The 20474-nt window shown below is 69.4% G+C and carries 15 protein-coding genes; 7 read left to right on the forward strand and 8 right to left on the reverse strand.

Annotated features, from left to right (window positions below):
• Window positions 1–25: 25 nt before the first annotated feature.
• The gene (locus tag V7Z82_RS12130) at window positions 26–1696 is read right to left on the reverse strand and encodes a phospho-sugar mutase (protein WP_334151810.1); all 1671 of its coding nucleotides are present in this window, start codon (window positions 1694–1696) and stop codon (window positions 26–28) included.
• On the reverse strand, window positions 1693–2526 hold the full coding sequence (locus V7Z82_RS12135) for a purine-nucleoside phosphorylase (RefSeq protein WP_334151811.1): 834 nt from the start codon (window positions 2524–2526) through the stop codon (window positions 1693–1695). Before V7Z82_RS12135 ends, V7Z82_RS12130 begins: the two co-directional genes overlap by 4 nt.
• Before the next feature lie 48 nt (window positions 2527–2574).
• Between V7Z82_RS12135 and V7Z82_RS12140 the strand changes: the two genes are divergently transcribed.
• Entirely contained in the window at window positions 2575–4023 is a 1449-nt protein-coding gene (locus V7Z82_RS12140; protein WP_334151812.1) for an NAD(P)H-quinone dehydrogenase, read from the forward strand.
• Window positions 4024–4142: 119 nt separating this feature from the next.
• Here V7Z82_RS12140 and V7Z82_RS12145 read toward each other — a convergent pair whose 3' ends face one another.
• Window positions 4143–5909: an acetyl/propionyl/methylcrotonyl-CoA carboxylase subunit alpha gene (locus V7Z82_RS12145; RefSeq protein ID WP_334151813.1), complete on the reverse strand. Its 1767-nt coding sequence runs from the start codon at window positions 5907–5909 to the stop codon at window positions 4143–4145.
• A gap of 78 nt (window positions 5910–5987) precedes the next feature.
• Window positions 5988–6650 carry a Maf family protein gene (locus tag V7Z82_RS12150; RefSeq protein WP_334151884.1) on the reverse strand — a complete coding sequence of 221 codons (663 nt, stop codon included), beginning with the start codon at window positions 6648–6650 and terminating at the stop codon, window positions 5988–5990.
• A 23-nt stretch (window positions 6651–6673) separates the two neighbouring features.
• On the opposite strand from V7Z82_RS12150, the gene V7Z82_RS12155 reads away from it, so the two are divergent.
• From V7Z82_RS12155 to V7Z82_RS12180, 6 genes are all read left to right on the forward strand, one after another.
• A complete protein-coding gene (locus tag V7Z82_RS12155) occupies window positions 6674–7912 on the forward strand; it encodes a class I SAM-dependent RNA methyltransferase (RefSeq protein ID WP_334151814.1) in 1239 nt (412 codons plus the stop codon).
• Between the two features lie 54 nt (window positions 7913–7966).
• Window positions 7967–8626 (forward strand): response regulator transcription factor, encoded by a 660-nt coding sequence (locus V7Z82_RS12160; protein WP_334151815.1) that lies wholly within the window; start codon window positions 7967–7969, stop codon window positions 8624–8626.
• Window positions 8616–9845, forward strand: a complete 1230-nt coding sequence (locus tag V7Z82_RS12165) for a sensor histidine kinase (RefSeq protein ID WP_334151816.1) — start codon at window positions 8616–8618, stop codon at window positions 9843–9845. Before V7Z82_RS12160 ends, V7Z82_RS12165 begins: the two co-directional genes overlap by 11 nt.
• Window positions 9842–10852, forward strand: a complete 1011-nt coding sequence (locus tag V7Z82_RS12170; protein ID WP_334151817.1) for a hypothetical protein — start codon at window positions 9842–9844, stop codon at window positions 10850–10852. Before V7Z82_RS12165 ends, V7Z82_RS12170 begins: the two co-directional genes overlap by 4 nt.
• A 269-nt stretch (window positions 10853–11121) precedes the next feature.
• Complete coding sequence (locus tag V7Z82_RS12175; RefSeq protein ID WP_334151818.1) at window positions 11122–12354, forward strand: ROK family protein; 1233 nt, start codon at window positions 11122–11124, stop codon at window positions 12352–12354.
• Window positions 12355–12453: 99 nt separating this feature from the next.
• A complete protein-coding gene (locus tag V7Z82_RS12180; protein ID WP_334151819.1) occupies window positions 12454–15471 on the forward strand; it encodes an alpha-mannosidase in 3018 nt (1005 codons plus the stop codon).
• Window positions 15472–15505: 34 nt separating this feature from the next.
• Here V7Z82_RS12180 and V7Z82_RS12185 read toward each other — a convergent pair whose 3' ends face one another.
• The 4 genes from V7Z82_RS12185 to V7Z82_RS12200 form a co-directional block, all read right to left on the reverse strand.
• Entirely contained in the window at window positions 15506–15730 is a 225-nt protein-coding gene (locus V7Z82_RS12185) for an acyl-CoA carboxylase subunit epsilon (RefSeq protein ID WP_334151820.1), read from the reverse strand.
• Complete coding sequence (locus V7Z82_RS12190; RefSeq protein ID WP_442927630.1) at window positions 15727–17316, reverse strand: acyl-CoA carboxylase subunit beta; 1590 nt, start codon at window positions 17314–17316, stop codon at window positions 15727–15729. The genes V7Z82_RS12185 and V7Z82_RS12190 overlap by 4 nt, the downstream gene beginning before the upstream one ends.
• A gap of 103 nt (window positions 17317–17419) precedes the next feature.
• Window positions 17420–18421 (reverse strand): hypothetical protein, encoded by a 1002-nt coding sequence (locus V7Z82_RS12195; RefSeq protein ID WP_334151822.1) that lies wholly within the window; start codon window positions 18419–18421, stop codon window positions 17420–17422.
• 94 nt (window positions 18422–18515) lie between these two features.
• On the reverse strand, window positions 18516–19208 hold the full coding sequence (locus V7Z82_RS12200; RefSeq protein ID WP_334151823.1) for a phosphocholine cytidylyltransferase family protein: 693 nt from the start codon (window positions 19206–19208) through the stop codon (window positions 18516–18518).
• Window positions 19209–20474 lie beyond the last annotated feature (1266 nt).

Below are 20474 nucleotides of genomic sequence, written 5' to 3' on the forward strand. Positions count from 1 at the left end.
CCGCCGACAGCGGAGGATGCCGAGGTCAGGACCGCTCGTCGAGCAGCGCCCGCACTCCGGCCTCGAGCTCGGCGACCGCAGCGCCCGCCAGTGCCGCGTCGTCGCCCTTCGCGTCGATGTAGACCTTGAGCTTGGGCTCCGTGCCGCTCGGACGCACGATCACGCGCGAGCCGTCCGACAGCCGATACCGGAGCACATCGCCGGACGGGGTGCCGGGCGCGGCCTGGAGCAGATCCTCGGTCGAGTCGATCGTTCGCTCGCCGATCTGCGCGGGCGGGGTGGCGCGCAGCGACGCCATCACGGTGCCGATGATCGACAGGTCGTCGACACGCACCGACACCTGGCCGCTCGCGAAGTGGCCGTAGGTGTCGCCGAGCTCGGCGAGCAGCGTCGAGAGGGTCTCGCCGCGCTCGTGCGCGTCTGCCGCGAGGCCGAGGATCGCGACGGCAGCAGAGATGCCGTCCTTGTCGCGCACGGTCTCGGGATTCACGAGGTAGCCGAGCGCCTCCTCGAAGCCGAAGACCATACCCGGCGCACGCGAGATCCACTTGAAGCCGGTCAGCGTCTCGTGGAAGTCCAGCCCGTGGTGCGCTGCGACGGCAGCGAGGCCAGGCGACGAGACGAGGGAGCACGCGAGCGAGGCACCCGGCGTGCCCTCGGCGGCGCGTGCCGCGCGGGCTCCGAGCAGCAGGCCGACCTCGTTGCCGGTGAGGCGTCGCCATCCGTCGGCGGCTGTCTCATCGGGCACGGCGACCGCGAGGCGGTCGGCGTCGGGATCGTTCGCGAGGATGAAGTCGGCTCTGGCGCGCTTGGCCCGGGCGATCGACAGGTCCATCGCGCCCGGCTCCTCCGGGTTCGGGAACGACACGGTGCGGAACGTGGCATCCGGTCGCAGCTGCTGGTCGACCACTGCGGGCTGCGGGTAGCCCGCCGCCCGCAGGATGCTCGAGAGCGTGTCCCAGCCGACGCCGTGCATCGCCGTGTACACCCAGCGGAGGCCGGACGCACTCGCGGCTGCGGGAGCGACGGCTGCGGTCGCGGTGACGTAGGCCTGCACGACGTCACCGCCGGCCGTCTCGTACGCGGTCGAGCGGGGGAGGGCCGCGACGGACCCGGAGTCGGCGATGCGGGCGATGTGCGCCGCGATCTCGGCATCCGCCGGTGCGACGATCTGCGAACCGTGGTCGGCCCCGCCCAGGTACACCTTGTAGCCGTTGTCGTTCGGCGGGTTGTGGCTCGCCGTCACCATCACTCCGGCATCCGCGCCGAGGTGCCGTACCGCGAAGGCGAGGACAGGGGTGGGCAGCAGACGGGGGAGCAGGATCGCACGGAGACCGGCGCCGGCGAACAGCTCGGCCGAGTCGGTCGCGAAGACACGCGAGTTGCGGCGTCCGTCGTAGCCGATGACCACGGTCGGCGTTGCGTCACCGGCACGCTCGCGCAGGTACGCGGCGAAGCCGGCTGCGGCCTGCGCGACCAGGACCCGGTTCATGCGGTTGCTGCCGGCACCGAGTTCGCCGCGGAGCCCGGCGGTGCCGAAGGCCAGCCTGGTCCGGAAGCGATCGGCCAGATCTGCGGCTGCCGCGGCATCGCCGCCGGCGGTGCGGGTGATGAGCCCGGCGAGCTCGTCGCGCGTCTCGTGGTCTGGGTCCTGGCGCAGCCAGGCACGCGCCTGGGTGAGCAGCTCCTCGCTCACAGCGCCTCGACCACTCGGGCGAGCAGTGCCGAGATCACCGGCTCCGCCTCACGACCGGCTTCGATCACCTCTGCGTGGCTGAGCGGCGTCTGCTGGATGCCGGCAGCGAGGTTCGTGATGAGCGAGAACCCGAGGATCTCCATGCCGGCCTCCCGGGCGGCGATCGCTTCGAGTGCGGTCGACATGCCGACGATGTGCCCGCCGATGGCCTTCGCCATCTGCACCTCGGCCGGAGTCTCGTAGTGCGGGCCGCGGAACTGCGTGTAGACGCCCTCGTCGAGGCTCGGGTCGATGCCGCGGGCGATGTCGCGCAGCCGCTTCGAGTACAGGTCGGTGAGGTCGATGAACGTCGCGCCCTCGAGCGGCGAGTCCGTAGTCAGGTTGATGTGGTCGCTGATCAGCACCGGCTGTCCGGGCGTCCAGGTCTCGCGGATGCCGCCGGCACCGTTCGTGAGCACCATGGTCTTCGCTCCGGTGGCGGCGGCCGTGCGGACGCTGTGCACGACACGACGCACGCCGTGGGCCTCGTAGTAGTGCGTGCGGGCGCCGATCACCAGGACGTGCTTGCCGTCGGGTGTGCGGATGCTGCGCAGGGTGCCGACGTGCCCCTCCAGGGCGGGCTTCGAGAAGCCGGTGACCTCGGTGGCAGGGATCGTGGCGACGGTCTCGCCGATGATGTCGGCGGCCTTGCCCCAGCCGCTGCCGAGGGTGAGGGCGATGTCGTGCTGCTCGACGCCGGTCAGGCGGGCGATGTCCGCGGCGGCCTGCTGGGCCACCTCGAAGGGGTTCGCAGTGGGGTCGTCGAGGGGGTTGCTGTGTGTCTCGGGCATGGATCCACTCTAGGAAGGTGCAGGCTCCGGTGCCAGGATTGCGCGAGAATGGATTCCATGTCTTCAACCACTTTCGAGCGCACTCAGCGCGTCGCCGTCCTCGGCGGCGGTCCCGGCGGTTACGAGGCGGCTCTCGCAGCCGCCCAGCTGGGTGCCGAAGTCACCCTGGTCGAGCGCGTCGGCGTCGGCGGATCGGCCGTGCTGACCGATGTCGTGCCCTCCAAGAGCCTGATCGCCACGGCGGATGCCGCTGTCGCGATCTCCGAGGCGAGCGACCTCGGCGTCAACTTCTACGCCAAGGGCGAGAACGGCAAGCCGCTCAAGCCCGAGATCGCGATCAACCTCGCCGCCGTGAACAAGCGCCTGGTGGCGCTCGCGGGCCAGCAGTCGGAGGACATGCGCGCGACGCTCCTCGAGGCCGGTGTGCGGATCCTCTCCGGTCATGGCCGTCTCGAGGGACCGACGGCGATCGTGGTGTCGACCGGCCAGGGCGGCACCGATTTCGACCGCATCGAGGCCGACACGATCATCGTCGCGGTCGGTGCCTCGCCGCGCGAGCTCGACTCCGCCAAGCCGGACGGCAAGCGGATCCTCACCTGGACGCAGCTGTACGACATGAAGGCGCTCCCAGAGCACCTCATCGTGGTCGGGTCGGGCGTCACGGGTGCCGAGTTCGCCTCGGCCTACATGAACCTCGGCGCCAAGGTGACACTGATCTCCAGCCGCGAGCAGGTGCTTCCCGGCGAGGACAAGGATGCCGCGAGCGTCCTGGAGAAGGTCTTCAAGCGCGGCGGCATGCAGGTGCTCTCGAAGTCCAGAGCCGACAAGGTGAAGGCCGACAAGGACGGGGTCGTCGTGACCCTCTCGGACGGTCGGACGGTCGAAGGCAGCCACTGCCTGATGGCGGTCGGTTCGATCCCGAACACGGCTGGCATCGGTCTCGAGGAGGCAGGCGTCGAACTCGACGAGTCAGGGCACGTCCGCGTCAACAAGGTCGCCCGCACCTCGGTTCCCAACGTCTACGCGGTCGGCGACTGCACGAACTTCTTCCCGCTGGCATCCGTGGCTTCCATGCAGGGGCGCACTGCGGTGTTCCATGCGCTGGGTGACATCGTGATCCCGCTCGAGCTGATCAAGATCACCTCGAACATCTTCACCGCCCCCGAGATCGCGACGGTCGGCTACTCCGAGAAGGACGTCGAGGACGGCATCGCGGACGGGCTCGTCTACAAGCTCCCGCTGGCTGCCAACCCGCGGGCCAAGATGATGGGCATCAAGGACGGCTTCGTCAAGATCATCGCCCGCAAGGGGTCTGGCACCGTGATCGGCGGCGTGATCGTCGCGCCCAAGGCGTCGGAGCTCATCTACCCGATCGCGGTCGCGGTCGAGCGTCGCCTGACGGTCGACCAGGTCTCGCGCGTCTTCGCCGCGTATCCGTCGCTGTCGAGCAGCATCACCGACGCCAGTCGTGCGATGCACCTGGGGTACATCTCCTGACGCATCGGTGCAACGCGAACGGCGCCCCACCTCGGTGGGGCGCCGTTTCGTCGCCTGGAATCTGCGGGCCCGGTCCCTGACCCTGCCTGGGTCCCTGAGCCCGTCGAAGGGTCCTGAGCTCAGCTGATCGTGAGCAGCTGGTGTCCTGCGGAGACCGTGGCGCCGGCATCCGCGTTGATGTTGCCGACGACGCCGTCCTTGTGCGCCTGCAGCGGCTGCTCCATCTTCATCGCCTCGAGCACGACGACGAGGTCGCCCTTGACGACCTGCTGGCCGTCCTCGACGGCGACCTTGACGACCGTCGCCTGCATGGGCGACTTCACGGCGTCGCCGGATGCACCGGCATTCGCGGTGGTGGCGTGGCTGCGACGCGACGGCGGTACGGCTGCCGGGCGTCCCGCGGTGCCGGCGGCGACCGCAACGCGATCGGGCAGGCTGACTTCGAGACGCTTGCCTGCGACCTCGACGACGACCGTGTGACGGCCCCCGGCGGCGGACGGGGCCTCGAGCTCGCCGTCCCACGCGGGGATGTCGTTCTCGAACTCGGTCTCGATCCAGCGGGTGAAGATGCCGAAGGTACCGTTCTCAGCGGTGAACGCGGGGTCGCGCACGACCTTGCGGTGGAACGGGAGCACGGTGGGGAGGCCCGCGACCTCGAACTCGTCGAGCGCACGGCGGGACCGCTCGAGCGCCTCTTCACGGCTCTTGCCCGTGACGATGATCTTCGCGAGCAGCGAGTCGAAGGCGCCGGAGACCTCGTCTCCGGCGGTCACGCCGGAGTCGAGGCGGATGCCTGGACCGCCGAAGGTCTTGAACACGTGCACCGGACCGGGCTGGGGAAGGAAGCCGCGGCCCGGGTCCTCGCCGTTGATGCGGAACTCGAAGGAGTGGCCCTGCGGCTTCGGATCGTCGTAGTCGATCGTGCCGCCGGCTGCGATGCGGAACTGCTCGCGGACCAGATCGATGCCGGTGACCTCTTCAGAGACCGGGTGCTCGACCTGCAGGCGCGTGTTGACCTCGAGGAACGAGACCGTGCCGTCTGCGCCGATCAGGAACTCGCAGGTGCCGGCGCCGACGTAGCCGACCTCCTTGAGGATGGCCTTCGACGCGCTGTACAGCAGGTCGTTCTGCTCGTCCGTCAGGAACGGCGCCGGCGCCTCCTCGACGAGCTTCTGGTGACGGCGCTGCAGGGAGCAGTCGCGCGTCGAGATGACGACGACGTTGCCCTCGGCATCCGCCAGGCACTGGGTCTCGACGTGCCGCGGCTTGTCGAGGTACTTCTCCACGAAGCACTCGCCGCGACCGAAGGCTGCGACGGCCTCACGGGTCGCGGACTCGAACAGCTCGGCGACCTCGTCGAGCTCACGGGCGACCTTGAGCCCTCGCCCGCCGCCGCCGTACGCCGCCTTGATGGCGATCGGCAGGCCGAACTCCTTCGCGAAGGCGACGACCTCCTCGGCGGTCTCGACCGGACCAGGGGTGCCGGGGGCGAGCGGTGCGCCCACCTTCTCGGCGACGTGACGGGCTGTCACCTTGTCGCCGAGCGACTCGATGGCATCGGGCGACGGGCCGATCCATGTCATCCCCGCACCGATCACTGCGCGAGCGAACTCGGCGTTCTCGGCGAGGAACCCGTAGCCGGGGTGCACGGCGTCGGCACCGGCGCGACGGGCGACCGACAGGATCTTCTCGATCTGCAGATAGGTCTCGGCGCTGGTCGAGCCGTCGAGCGCGAAGGCCTCGTCGGCAAGGCGCGTGTGCAGGGCGTCGCGGTCCTGGTCGGCGTAGACGGCGACCGAGGCGATCCCGGAGTCACGAGCGGCACGGATGATGCGGACGGCGATCTCGCCGCGGTTGGCGATGAGCACCTTGGCGATAGCAGGCATGGTTGCCAGCCTAGCGAGAAGCCTCGCGTTCCATTTGACGACTCTCCACAAGAAAGACGCCGAAACGTCGCGCAGACCCTACGAGGCGGAGGGCAGGAGGTGGGGCGTCCAGAGGTCCGTCCAGGTGACGCCGAGATCCGCGACGAGCCGACGGATCGTCGACAGCGACATGCCCACGACCGTCGAGGGATCGCCCTCCACGCGCGTGATGAACGCGCCGCCGAGACTGTCGACCGTGAAGGCGCCCGCGACGTGCAGCGGCTCGCCGGAGGCGATGTAGGCGGCGAGCTCCTGATCGCTCACGTCGTCCGCGAATGTGACGGATGCTTCCGCCGTCGCTGTGGCCTCGACCGGGTCGGCACCGGGGGAGACCAGGAACACCGAGTGCCCGGAGTGCAGGATGCCGGTGGCGCCGCGCATCTCCTGCCAGCGTCGCGTCGCCTCCGCTGCCGTGTGCGGCTTACCGTACACGCGCCCGTGCAGCGCGAACATCGAGTCGCCGCCGATCACGATCCCGTCGAACTCGCCTGCGGCCGCGAGGCGGTGCGCGACGTCGGCCGCCTTGGCCCGCGCGAGCAGCAGGACGAGCTCGGCAGGGGCCAGCTCGGCGCCGGTCGCCACGGCAGCGGCGGCCGCGACGGCATCCTCGTCGACGTCCGGAGACATCGTGAGCGGTTCGATTCCCGCCTGCCGGAGCAGCATCAGGCGGGCGGGGGAGGTGGAGGCCAGGCAGACGCGCATGTGCACCACCGTATCCTCGAAGGATGACTTCCTCCCCTGCTGACGTGCTCGAACTCGACATCACCGGAATCGCGCACGGTGGCACGTTCGTCGCGCGCCATGAGGGGCGCGTGGTGTTCGTGTCTGACGCGATCCCCGGTGAGCGCGTGCGCGCGCGCCTGATCGACCCGCAGGACGAGGCGGCCGAGTCCCGCAGCTTCTGGCGCGCTGAGACCATCGAGGTGCTCGATGCCTCGCCGCATCGTCGCCCGCACATCTGGCCCGAGGCCGACGTCTCGCGCGACCCGGCGCAGCGTCCAGGCGGCGCCGACCTCGGACACATCGAGCTCTCGCACCAGCGCGCGCTGAAGAAGCAGGTCCTCGCCGAAGCCTTCGACCGGTTCGCCGGCGGTGGACTCGAGACACCGGAGATCGAGGCCGTCGAGTCCGGTGACGGTCTCGGCTGGCGCACCCGCGTCACCCTGCACGTCGACGACGCAGGCAACGTCGGCCCGTTCGCGGCACGCAGTCACCGCGTGATCCCGGTGTCGAGTCATCCGCTCGCACGTCCAGCAGTCGCCGCAGCCGCACTGGCGCTGCGCGGTGCGGAAGCCGGACGGATCGAACTCGTCGAGCCCGCTGACGGCGAGGTGCGCGTCATCCGCCGCGAGGACAGCGCGAAGCCCGTCCGAGGGCACGGCGGTCGGCGCCCGGCACCCGAGGTGATCGAGGAGATCGTCGGCGACCGCCGATTCCAGGTCGATGCGAGCGGCTTCTGGCAGGTGCACCCGCGAGCGGCGTCGGTGCTCGACGGTGCCGTCTACGGCGTGCTCGACGGCCACGTGGAAGCCGGATCGACCCACTACGACCTCTACGGCGGCGTCGGCCTCTTCGCGGCGACGCTCGCCGACCTCGGCGGCGAGAAGATCGTCAGCGTCGAGTCGAGCAAGCGCGCCACCCAGCATGCGCAGGCGAATCTCGCCCCGCTCGACATCTCGGCCGTCACCGCTCGCGTCGATCGCTTCCTGCACGGCGTCACCGATCGAACGGGCACCGGTGCCGTCGTCCTCGACCCGCCGCGCGCCGGCGCCGGACGCACGGTCGTGGAGGGCGTGCATGCACTCTCACCCGAGGCGATCGCCTACGTCGCCTGCGATCCCGTGGCGCTGGCGCGAGACCTCGGCACCTTCCGCGGGCTCGGCTGGCAGGTGAAGACGCTGCGTGCGTTCGACCTGTTCCCGCATTCGCACCACTTCGAGGTCATCGCGCTGCTGACGCGCTGACGCCCGGCGACGTCAAGGCACCGCTGGGGGCGGTCGACTCACTAGGCTGGGCGGATGAGCACGGTCGCCCTCATCGATGATCACGAGTCCGTTCGCCTCGGTCTTGAGGCGGCGTTCGCGCGCGACTCGCAGACGGTCGTCTTCTCCGGAAGCTCGGTGAGTTCCTACCTCGAATGGCGTTCGACCACCGGTGGCGCCCCCGCTGAGGTCGTGGTCCTCGACCTGACGCTCGGCGATGGATCGACGGTCACCGAGAACGTCACCCGGCTCGTCAACGACGGCGCGAGCGTCGTGATCCACAGCGTCGCCGACCGACCGGCCGCCGTCCGCGAGGCCCTGTCCGCAGGCGCGGCCGGCGTGGTCAGCAAGTCCTCGGCGCTCGATGACGTGCTCGACGCGATCCGAACGGTCGCCGGCGGCGAGGCGCTCAACAACGTCGAGTGGGCGAGCGCCGTCGACGGCGACCGCGATTTCGCCGACGCCCAGCTGTCGACGCGTGAGCGCGAGGTGCTGCGGCTGTATGCGACCGGTCTGCCGCTCAAGGCCGTCGCTGAGCGGCTCGGGGTCGCGTACTCCACCGCGAAGGAGAACATCACCCGCATCCGCGTGAAGTACGTCGAGGTCGGGCGTCCCGCACCGACCAAGGTCGACCTGCTGCGGCGGGCGATGGAGGACGGCATCGTGGAGACGGACGGGGACCCGAGTGGCCACTGACTCGCTCAGCATCCGCGAGGCCTGGAGCAAGATCCCTTCCCCTGGTACCGCTGAGACCGAGTTCGAGCGCTTCACGGGAAAGCGCATGGAGCGCATCCTGGCGACGGTCGTCGCGATCGGGTCGGCCGTGTTCGGCACCCAGGCCTTCCTCGCCGCACTCGGCGCGATGTCGCGCACCGATGTCGCGCACATCATCGTCGTGGTGTTCGTCAACGTCCCATTGGTGGCGATGCTCATCGCCTGCGTGGTCGGTCGCGGAGTCCGCATCGCGTCCGGATCGTTCGCGATCGCGTTCCTGCTGGCGCTCGCCGCGTGGCCGGTCGTCGTGTCGCCCGGTGTCGCCGGCGATCAGCCCTGGATCTTCTTCCTCGTCAACGTCGGCGTCGTCGCCGCGATGCTCGCGTTCCCGATCCGCATCCAGTTCGCCTGGGCCGTCGCGATGCCGTTCGTGTACGGGTACGTCCGGCTCGTGCAGGGCGGGTTCACGAATGAGTTCTGGGTCACCACGGCATTCGACGTGTCGTTCACCCTCATCCTCGGCATCGTCATCATCTCGCTCGGGTGGATGTTCCGCTCCGTCGCCTCCGGCGTCGATGACGCCAGGGGTCGCGCAGTGGCCTCCTACGCGTCCGCCGCGGCCGCTGCGGCAGCGGAGGAGGAGCGGATCGCGATGTCCGCACTGATGCACGACAGCGTGCTCGCGGCCCTGATCGCCGCTGAGCGTGCCGAGAGCGAGCGCGCGCGTGAGCTCGCCGTGGCGATGGCCAGGGAGGCGCTGACGCGATTGGCGAACACCGAGGCCGCTGTCGCACAGGAGGGCAGCGACGAACCGGTCGGCATCGCACAGATCGTCGCGGAGCTGCGTCGCGCGCTGTCGGAGCTCGGTGCGGATGCGCTGGTCGAGGAGGGCGGCGGCGTCGGACTCATTCCAGGGCGCGCCGCGCGTGCGCTCGTGCTGGCTGCGCGACAGGCGATCGGCAACGCGGTTTCCCACGCACAGGGCCGAGGGCTGCACATCAGCGCCACCGCGCACGGCGACGAGGGCATCGTGGTGACGATCTCAGACACCGGGCCGGGATTCGACATCGACGCGATCGGCGAGGACCGTCTCGGCATCCGCGCCTCGATCATCGCTCGCATGGCGGGTGTCGCCGGCACCGCCGACATCGACTCGGGCCCTGACGGCACGACCGTGACGCTCGGATGGGAGCGCGCATGAACCGCACCGTCCGCAGTGTCGCCACCTCGCTCGCCGTCGGCTTCGCGGTGTACTTCGCCGCGCGCTCCATGTGGTGGGTCGTGCAGCCGACCTCGCCGCTGCTGATGGTCGCATCCATCGTGCTGCTGCTCGCCGTCATCCTCGTCGCGACGCTGTGGGGCTCTGCCACCTCGGCGAAGATGCCGATGTGGGTGGCCTGGCTGTCGCTGGTCGCCAGCGCCGTCATCCCGGCCCTCGCGACGCTGTCGATGGACCCTGCGTCGCGGACGGCCCCGTTCGCGACGTCGTACATCGGCGGCATCGGTCTGCTCGGCGTCGTGTGCATCGTCCGTCGACGCTTCTGGATCGGGTGGGGCACCCTGGTCATGCTGGTCGCGACCTCATCCGCGTACCTCGGCATCGGCGTGGCACTGAACCTCGGGCTCGTCGGATCCATCATGTGGCTCGTGATCGCGCGTCTGCTCGTGTTCTTCTGGGACCGCGCGATCCGCGACACCGCCCGCCTCGCCGAGATCCAGCAGGCCGTCTCGGCCTGGCACGCGACGCAGCTGGTGCGTCAGCGCGAGCGCCGGGTGCGCACGCAGTTCGCGCTGGCGGTCGCCGGCCCGGTGCTCGGCCGTGTCGTCGCCTCGCGCGGCGGACTCGATGAAGAGGAGCGCCTGCAGGCCAGACTCGCCGAGGGCCGGCTGCGTGATGAGCTGCGCGGCGCCGATCTGCTCAACGACGATGTGCGCGACGCGATCGAGGACGCCCGTCGGCGCGGCGTCGTGGTGACGGTGTTCGATGAGAGCGGACTCGAGGGCGTCGAAGAAGAGCGGCGGGAGGCGATCAGGGACGAGTTGGCCGTCGTGCTTCGTTCGGCTCGCGCCGGGCGTCTGATCATCCGATCGTCGAGCGATCCGAGAGTCGCCGTCACCGTGGTCGGACGAGCAGGCTCGCGGTCGTCCCGTGACGACGACGACGTCGACCTGTTCCACGAGATCGAGCGCGAGGTCACGGGCGCCTGAACTCAGGCACCTCGCCGCGGCTCCGGCCGAGGGAGGTGGCCGGAGTCGAGGTGGTGAGAGTGGGCGAGGGGCGGCGAAGCCGCCAGCCCCTCGCCATGCGGTGCAGTTACCCGAAAACTGACCGCTGGTGGCCGTTCTTCGTCTCTCTACCCTGTGAGAGAGAGAACAGCCGAACGCGAAGCGTCTTCTTTATTCTGCTCGGTCGATCAAACGCTGTCTGTAGGTATTTTGGGGGACAGTTTCATGGACGGATGGGGGAGGATTGGGCCATGGGAATGCGCCGCGGGACCAACCTTCCTCGAATGGGGGACTTCAACCAGTCCGTCATCCTCGAATCGATCAGACGTTCGGGTTCCGGCCTGAGCAGAACCGAGCTGGTCGGGGCGACCGGTCTCTCAGCGCAGACCGTCACCAACATCACGCGGCGGTTGCTGACCGATCATCTGATCGAGGAAGCCGGACGCACGATCAACGGGCCGGGCAAGCCGCGCGTGACACTGCGCCTGATCGCCGAGAGCCGCTACTCGATCGGCGTGCACCTCGACCCCTCCGTGATGACCTTCGTCCTGCTCGACCTCGCCGGCACCGTGGTGCGGCGGCTGACGACGCGCACGTCATCCGCCGACCCCCGCCGGATCGTCGATGCGATGGCCGCCACGATCGAGGCGCTGATCGACGGGGCCGGGATCGACCGGTCGCGCATCGCCGGTGTCGGCGTCGCGGCTCCAGGTCCCCTCGACGCGGAACGGGGCACCGTCATCGATCCACCCAAGCTGCACGGCTGGCACCGCGTTCCCCTGCAGGCCGTGCTGGCTGAGGCGACCGGTCTCGAGGTCACACTCGAGAAGGACACGACCGCCGCAGCCGTCGGCGAGCTGTGGACGAGCAACGGCTCGCCCGATGACTCCTTCGTGTTCGTCTATCTGGGCACCGGGATCGGCGCCGCAGTGGCGAGGGATGGCGACGTCATCCGCGGGAGTTCGCGCAACCTCGGTGAGATCGGGCACATCATCGTCGATCCGGACGGCCCGTCGTGCCTGTGCGGCTCTCGCGGCTGCGTCGAGGTGGTGTGCACGCCGCAGGCGATCGTCGAGCAGGCGGAGCAGGCAGGGGTGTTCCCCGATGATCGGGAGACAGGCGATGCAGAGGTCGTCGATGTTCGGCTCGCGCAGCTGTGCGAGCGCGCGGCTGCGGGGGATGCTGCAGCAGAGCGCGTGCTCAGGCAGGCGGCTGCCAACCTCGCCGTGCTCGTCGCGGTGCTGACGAACATGCTCGATGTGGACAGGGTGGTGCTCGGGGGTCCGTTCTGGTCCCGGCTCTCCGAGGTCTATCTCCAAGAGCTGCCGGGTCGGCTGGACCGATTGAGTGCGACCAGGGCGATCCGCACGATCCCGGTGGATGGCACCGTGATGGGCGACGACGTCGGGGCGGTCGGAGCGGCGTGCGTCGTGCTCGACTCCGTGCTCACGCCGCGCACCTCGGCGCTGCTCCTCGAGCACTGATCATCATCCGCGGGGTCCGGCGGCGCCGGGGCTCTTGACAGCGGTAAGTCCAATCGATGTAGTATCTGATGCTGCCTCCCCACCGACCGGAAGCCTGTGATGCACCACAACTCCGCGCTCGTCGAAGCGCGAATCCGACGTTTCCTGGACGAGCGACTTCGCCCGGCGGTCGAGGTGAGCACGACCCCGCTCGATCTCACGTCGTGGCAGGCGCCGGGGGAGCCGGTGCCGCTCGCTGCTGCTGTGGCGCAGGAGTTCACCCCGCTCCGTGTCGGGGCTGCGTGGGGCCGCGCCTGGAGCACGATGTGGATCCGTATCACTGGCGTCGTGCCGGAGGTGCAGGCGGGGCAGCAGGCCGAACTCGTCTTCGATCTCGGCTTCAACGCGGCCGAACCGGGGTTCCAGTCCGAGGGCACCGTCTACCGCATCGACGGATCGATCGTGAAGGCGGTGGAGCCCCGCAACGCGCACGTGCCGCTCGACGCCGCAGCGGGCGAGCCGTTCGAGCTGTACCTCGAGGCTGCAGCGAACCCGGACGTCGCCGGAGGATGGGACTTCCAGCCGACCGCGCTCGGCGCGTGGGACACCGCCGGTGACGAGCCGCTGTACCGGCTGCGCCGCGCCGACGTCGTGGTCCGCGACCTCTCCGCGTGGGAGCTGCTGCAGGACGCGGTCGTGCTGCAGGGGCTCATGGGCCAGCTGCCGGAGGCGTCACCCCGCCGTGCCGAGATCCTCGCGGCACTCGAGCGGATGGTGGATGCCGCGGATCCCGACGACATCACGGGTAGCATCGACGCCGCCCGTGACACCCTCGCCGCCGTGCTCGCACGTCCGGCATCCGGTTCCGCGCACGCCGTGCACGCCGTCGGGCACGCGCACATCGACTCGGCGTGGCTCTGGCCGGTGCGCGAGACGCAGCGCAAGGTCGCCAGGACGTTCTCGAACGTGCTGTCGCTGCAGCACGAGGATCCCGACTTCCAGTTCGCCGCGTCGTCCGCCCAGCAGTACGCGTGGATGAAGCAGTATCAACCGGAGCTGTTCGCGCGCCTACGGGATGCCATCGCTGCCGGCCGCTTCCACCCGGCAGGGGGGATGTGGGTCGAGTCCGACACCAACATGCCTGGCGGAGAGGCGCTCGCCCGCCAGTTCCTGCACGGCAAGCGATTCTTCCTCGAGGAGTTCGGCGTCGAGCCGCTCGACGTCTGGCTGCCCGATTCCTTCGGGTACTCGGCAGCGCTGCCGCAGATCGCACGTGCTGCAGGATCGCGGTGGATGCTCACGCAGAAGATGTCGTGGAACGAGACCAACGTGATGCCCCACCACACCTTCCACTGGGAGGGGATGGACGGCACACGCATCTTCACGCACTTCCCGCCGGTGGACACGTACAACGCACGCCTCACCTCCGACGAGCTCGCGCGCGCAGAGCGCCAGTACGCGGAGAAGGGCGCGGCGAACACCTCGCTCGTGCCGTTCGGCTACGGCGACGGCGGCGGAGGCCCGAATCGCGAGATGCTCGCCGCAGCGGCGCGCCTCCGTTCCCTGGAGGGGTCGCCGACCGTCGAGCTGTCCTCGCCGCGGAGATTCTTCGAGGCGGCCGAGGCCGAGTATGTCGACCCGCCGGTATGGACCGGGGAGATGTACCTGGAGTTCCACCGCGGAACGTACACGTCGCAGGCGCGGACGAAGCGCGGGAATCGCCGGAGCGAACACGCGCTGCGCGAGGCCGAGCTGTGGGCGACCGCCGCCGCGCTGCGTGGCGCGCCGTACCCGTACGAGGAGCTGCAGGAGGCATGGGAGACCGTGCTGCTGCAGCAGTTCCACGACATCCTTCCCGGCAGCTCCATCGCCTGGGTGCACCGGGAGGCAGAACTTCGCTACGCCGAGGTGCTCGCCTCGACGGAGCGCATCATCGCAGGGTCGCTGACGGTCGTCGCGGGTTCGGGTGACACCGAGCTGCGTGCGAACGCCGGGCCCTACGCCGGAGGGGGATCCGCGGCGATGGGGATCGCCGCGGTGCAGGGACCTGAGATCTCTGCGACAGTCGCGCGGACGACGAGCGGATTCGAGCTGGAGAACGAGCACCTCACCGTCTTGATCGACGGTGCGGGGCTCATCACCTCACTCGTCGTCCGCGCGACGGGGAGACAGGCGATCGCGGCGGGTGAGCGGGGCAACCTGCTCCAGCTGCATCGCGATACTCCGACACAGTGGGATGCCTGGGACATCGACGAGCACTATCGCCGTCACGTGGTGGACGTGACGGACGTGGTCTCGATCGACATCATCCCGCATGCGTCGGCTGCGGTCGTCTGCGTGATCCGCGAGCTGGGGGGTTCGCGGATCACGCAGGCTCTGACCCTGCACCCTGATTCGCATGCACTCGACATCGAGACCACGGTGGACTGGCATGAGCGGCAGAAGCTGCTCAAGCTCGCCTTCCCGCTCGACGTGCACACGGAGCGTGCGACCTCGGAGATCCAATTCGGGCACATCCACCGGCCGACCCACGCGAACACGTCCTGGGACATGGCGCGCTTCGAGACCGTCGCGCACCGTTGGGTGCACGTCGGCGAGCCGGGGTTCGGCGTCGCCGTGGCGAACGACTCGACCTACGGTCACGACATGACGCGGACGCCGCGTGCGGGTGGCGGTACGGCGACGACCGTGCGATTGTCGCTGCTGCGTGCGCCGCTGTTCCCCGATCCGGATGCCGATCAGGGCGAGCACACCTTCCGGGTGAGCGTGCGGCCCGGTGCCTCGATCGCGGACGCCGTGCGCGAGGGGTACCGGCTGAACCTGCCGACCCGGGACATCCGTGGATCAGGGCCGGCGGCGCCGCTGCTCGCCGTGTCGTCGGATGCCGTGGTCGTCGAGGCCGTGAAGCTCGCGGAGGACCGGAGCGGCGACCTGATCGTGCGCCTGTACGAGGCGCACGGCGGACGGACAGCGGCGAGGATCACGGCGGCCTTCGAGTTCGACGGCGTGATCGAGACCGACCTGATCGAACGCGAGATCGAGCCGACAGCCCTGAGCGGCGTCTCGAACGGCGACGTCGAGGTCGAGCTCCGCGCGTTCCAGCTGGTGACGCTGCGGTTCCGCCGACCACGCCTCTGAGCGCGCAGCGCGCAGCAGCGGCGGCGAGCCGCGATCAGCCGGAGAACCGTCCCCAGGGGATGTCACGGCGCAGCGGCCTGCGCAGCGGGCGCTGCATGCGCGTCCACGCCGACACCTGCGTCACCTCGGCGACGGCGTCCGCTGCCTCCGTGGCATAGGCGTCGCTGACGACGGCGATGAGCGCCGCGAGCTCCTCGTCGGTCGCTGAGCCCCGGACGATCTCGAGCGTCGGCGGCTGCTCGTCTGCCTGGTCGCTCACAGCGGGATGTTCCCGTGCTTCTTCGGCGGCAGCTCCGCCCGCTTGCCGCGGAGTGAGCGCAGCGCCTTCGCGATCGAGACGCGGGTGTTCGCCGGCTCGATGATGCCGTCGAGCTCGCCGCGCTCGGCCGCGAGGAAGGGCGAGGCGACGTCGTACGTGTACTCGTTGGCGAGGCGCGTGCGGACGGCGGCGACGTCTTCGCCCGCCTCCTCGGCCTTCTTGATCTCGCCGCGGTACAGGATGTTGACGGCGCCCTGCCCGCCCATGACCGCGATCTCGGCGGTCGGCCAGGCGAGATTCACATCGGCGCCGAGCTGCTTGGAACCCATCACGATGTAGGCGCCGCCGTAGGCCTTGCGCAGGATGACGGTGACCAGCGGGACCGTCGCCTCGGCGTAGGCGTACAGGAGCTTCGCGCCGCGGCGGATCACGCCTTCCCACTCCTGGTCGGTGCCCGGCAGGTAGCCGGGCACGTCGACGAGCGTGACGATCGGGATCGAGAACGCATCGCAGAAGCGCACGAAGCGGCTGGCCTTCTCGCCGGCCTGGATGTTCAGGGTCCCAGCCATCTGCGACGGCTGGTTCGCGATGATGCCGACCGAGCGACCCTCGATGCGGCCGAAGCCGATCACGATGTTCGGCGCGAACAGCGGCTGCACCTCGAGGAAGTCGGCGTCGTCGACCACGTGTTCGATGACCGTCTTGATGTCGTATGGCTGGTTCGCGGAGTCCGGGATGATCGTGTTCAGCGTGCGATCGGCATCCGTCGTCTCGAACTCGAACACGCCCTCGTAGGACGGCAGCTCGGACATGTTGTTGTCGGGCAGGAAGCTGAGGAGCGTGCGCGCATAGTCGAGCGCATCGTCCTCGTCCTGCGCCAGGTAGTGCGCGACGCCGGAGCGGGTGTTGTGCGTGTGGGCGCCACCGAGCTCCTCCATGCCGACGTCCTCGCCGGTCACGGTCTTGATGACGTCGGGGCCGGTCACGAACATCTGGCTGGTCTTGTCGACCATGATCACGAAGTCGGTGAGGGCGGGGGAGTACACCGCGCCACCGGCAGCCGGGCCCATGATGATCGAGATCTGCGGGATCACGCCGGATGCCCGGGTGTTCAGCCGGAAGATCTCGCCGTACTTGCCGAGGGCCACGACGCCCTCCTGGATGCGGGCTCCGCCGGAGTCGAGGATGCCGATGCAGGGCATGCCGCCGGCGATGGCGAACTCCATGATCTTGATGATCTTCTCGCCGGCGACCTCGCCGAGCGAGCCGCCGAAGGTCGAGAAGTCCTGCGAGTACACGGCGACGGTGCGTCCGTGGATGGTCCCGACACCTGTGACGACGGAGTCGCCGTAGGGGCGGGAGCGATCCATGCCGAACGCGGTCGTGCGGTGCCGCACGTACTCGTCGAACTCGACGAAGCTCCCCGGATCGACGAGCAGCTCGATGCGCTCGCGGGCGGTCATCTTGCCCTTGGCGTGCTGCTTCTCCTTCGCCTTCGTTTCAGCGTCGACGACGGCTTCGGTGTAGCGAGCGCGCAGATCCGCGATCTTGCCGGCGGTGGTAAAGAGGTCGGGCTTGTCCGTCACGGATTCCACCCTAGCGTCGCTGCGGCGCGGTCTGTTGGATGCTCGGCACAACGGGTCGCGTGATCCTTTGGCGACTCCGGGGAGAGCGCACCGTCTGCGAGGGTCAGCGCGTGCGGTCTGTGACGTCGTCGCCGATGCCCGACGGCAGTTCGTGATCGCCCAGGGACTCCGAGGTGATCTCCGCACGGTCGTCGTCCCCGCCGCGAGATCGGCGCGTCGTCAGCGCACCGACCTTGCGACCGGCCCACCCGACGCCGCGGGCCGCCGTCCCGGCTGCGCCGGCGATGGCGTTCCCTGCGTAGCGAGCGCCGCGCAGCATCTGCAGCTCCATCTTCTCCGCACCGGGTACAGGCTCCAGCTCGAGCGGGAGATCGACCGGGGGTGCGCCGAACGCGCGGTGCGAGGTCGTGAGCACGCGGCGGCCGAGGATGTGGTTTCCGGCACCGCCGACCGCCGCGCCGACGCCGAACGGGAGCGCCTTGCCGATGAACGACGCGCCACCTCGTGCGGCGAACTGCTTCACGAACATGCTCTTCAGCTGGTCGACCAGCGGGCCGACCGCGGCACGAGGCAGCGACTTCGTCACGAGCTCGCCCCAGTACGACGAACGGTTGCCGCCGCGACCGGCGACCTGACCGGCGAGCTGACCGACCAGGTCGACGCCCTCCTTGCCGAGCATCAGCGTCATGACCAACGCGCGGGCACGATCGGGATTCGCGATCGCGATGCCGTGCACCTCGGCGACGGACTGTGCGAAGAGCGCGGTCGACTCCACGAATCCGAGCGTCTCGACGCCGGAGAGGGCGAGGGTGACGCCGGTCCCGATGCCGGGCACCACGGCGGTCGCGCCGACGGCTGCTCCACCGGTGGTGACGGCGGCGAGATAGCGCCGTTCGAGGATCCGGACGATCTCGGCCGGCGTCGCCTGCGGATTGCGGAGGCGGATGCTGCGGATGTGTGCGAGCACCAGCGGGCGCTGGATCGAGAGCACCCGATCGAGCCCGCGCACCATCATCGGATGCTCCGGAGACCCCGTCGGGGGCACACCCTTGTCCCACGGAGAGTCATCCGGGAGCGAGTGGATCTTGTGCACCTTGTCGGCCATGCACCGATCCTATGGATCCATGCCGCGAAAACGCCGGGAGCCGCATCCTCGAAAGGATGCGGCTCCCGGCGTTTCGATCGGGGAAGGCCCCTGATCAGACGAAGAGGTTCGCGCGCTCCAGGTCTTCGGCGAAGTCGACCTCGACCGCGTACAGGTCGGAGACGTCCATCGGCTCGAGGAGGAGTCCGTCCTCGGCGATCGCCAGCTCGAGACCGCGCTCGAAGTAGTCCTGGTCCTCGACGCGCTGCAGCTGGCGCATGAACGCCTTCTTGTTCGCAGCGGAGATGTAGTTGATGCCGACTGCCTCGCCGAGCCCGCCCTTGACGGTCTTGGACAGCTCGTTGATGAAGCCCTCGGCCGTGACCGTGTACTTCACCTCTTCGTCGCTGACCTTGGACGTGTTGACGGTGACGAACGACTGGTCGCGCTCGATGTACGCAGCCGCGCGGCCGAGGATCATCGGGTCGAAGACGACATCGCCGTTCATCCAGAGCACGCCGCTCCTGCCGGTCGCAGCCAGCGCGCGCAGGAGGCTCTTGGAGGTGTTGGTCTCGTCGTAGCGCTCGTTGTGCACGTAGTTCGCGGTGGGGAATGCATCGATGATCGTCTCGGCGCGGTAGCCGACGACGGCGGTGATGCGGGCGTCCGACCCGAAGGCGGCGCGGATGTTGTCGTGCTGCTGGCGCATGATGGTGCGTCCATCGCTCAGCTCGGTGAGCGGCTTCGGCAGGGCGCGTCCGAGGCGCGAGCCCATTCCGGCTGCGAGGATGACGGTCTGAAGAGTCACGAGTGCTCCTAAAAAAGAAAGTGTGTTCAGGGCCGGTTCACCGGCCGGACACTTCTTCGTGCCGAGTTCATGCTAGCGATCTCCGCTGGGAAGCCCCGGGGCAGAGGTGCCCTGTTGCCATTTCGTGATCGAGTACACACCCAACACCCAGGGTCGGACACCATGCGTCGTCCCGTCAAGAGATATCGCTCAGATCGCGCAGTCTGAAACCCTGCACCGCGAATTGTTGCGCGGACCCTCGGCTTGTCGTCACCCCTTGATACCGTAGAACGGTGACTTCCTCCCCTGACGACCGCACCGACCAGGTGGACGACCCTGTGACCCCGACGCCCGATGCGGATGCCTCCACGGCGAAGAAGACGCCGGTGAAGCGGAGCCCCGCGTCGACGACGAAGAAGCCTGCGGCGAAGGCGACCGGCGCTGCTCGCAAGGCTCCGGCTCGCAAGGCTCCGGCTCGCAAGGCTCCGGCTCGCAAGGCTCCGGCGAGCAGCACCACCGCTGCGCGCAGCGCTGCGAAGACTGCAGCCGAGACAGCCGCGCCGTCGACCGATGTCGTGATCGAGCCGGTGTCGGCTCCGGGCGCGACGCCCGCACACACGTCCGTCGCGAAGACCACGGCTGCGAGATCGACTGCGGCGAGGACGACTGCGGCCAAGTCGACTGCGGCCAAGTCGACGGCGGCGAAGACCGTGGCTGCGAAGAAGACTGCCGCTGCGTCGGCAGCCAAGAGCGGCGCAGGTACGACGAACGCTGCGAAGACCGCCGCTGCCCGCAACACGGCGGCGAAGTCGACCGCGGCGAACGGAACGGCCGCGAAGTCGACGGCGGCGAAGACCGCGGCAGCGAAGACGGCGGCGGCCAAGTCGGCCGCTGCGAAGACCACGGCGCGCACGACCGCCGCTCGGTCTGCCTCTGCCAAGACGTCAGCGGCACGGACGGCGGCGGCGAAGACCGCGGCCGCGAAGGCGGCAGCTGCGCAGGCAGCGGAGGAAGCCCGCCTGGCTGAGGAAGCCCGCCTGGCTGAGGAAGCCCGCCTGGCTGAGGAAGCCCGCGTGGCGGAACAGGCTCTCGCCACGGACGTGGTCGAAGATCAGACGGATGGCGTGGCGGATGTCCACGCCGAGACGGGGGCGTCCGTGATCGAGTCGACCGACGAATCCGAGAAGGTCGTCCCCGGCGCGGAGGCACCGGGTGCGATCGCTTCGGATGCCGTCCTGACGGCTGAGCCTGCGGTGCAGCCGGAGCCCGAGGTGCAGCCCGAGCCCG

Origin of the sequence: Microbacterium sp. (genome assembly GCF_036823965.1) — a bacterium.
Taxonomy (GTDB): Bacteria; Actinomycetota; Actinomycetes; order Actinomycetales; family Microbacteriaceae; genus Microbacterium.